This is a genomic window from Diplocloster modestus, assembly GCF_019042245.1.
GTDB lineage: Bacteria > Bacillota > Clostridia > Lachnospirales > Lachnospiraceae > Diplocloster > Diplocloster modestus.
Genome location: NZ_JAHQCX010000042.1, coordinates 1 through 516, shown reverse-complemented (window position 1 = coordinate 516; position 516 = coordinate 1). Strand labels below are relative to the sequence as shown.

The 516-nt window shown below is 46.5% G+C and carries 1 rRNA gene; it reads left to right on the top strand.

Annotated elements, in window-relative coordinates:
* Positions 1-131: 131 nt before the first annotated feature.
* A 23S ribosomal RNA gene (locus tag KTH90_RS24715) occupies positions 132-516 on the top strand; the annotation flags it as partial.

Below are 516 nucleotides of genomic sequence, written 5' to 3'. Positions count from 1 at the left end.
CGCCAACAGAACCGAGAAAAAAGAAACTTCAAGACATCCGAGATTAAAAAGATTAATTGAAACCAATTCAAAGAATCCGAGAAAAAATCAAGAACCAACGACCCATTTATACAACGCTATGTATAAATGCAGGTCAAGCGAACAAGAGCGCAGGGTGGATGCCTTGGCACTAAGAGCCGATGAAAGACGTGATAAGCTGCGAAAAGCTTCGGGGAGGAGCAAATATCCTACGATCCGGAGATATCTGAATGGGGAAACCCGGCTGAGCAAACCTCAGTCACCGTATGGTGAATACATAGCCATACGGAGGGAACCCGGTGAACTGAAACATCTAAGTAGCCGGAGGAAGAGAAAGAAAAATCGATTTCCTAAGTAGCGGCGAGCGAACGGGAAAGAGCCTAAACCGGAATGCGTGCATTCCGGGGTTATGGACCGCAATAAGTGACATGGAAGTTAGCAGAACGGTTTTGGGAAAGCCGGCCAGAGAGAGTGAAAGCCTCGTATGCGAAAACTAAA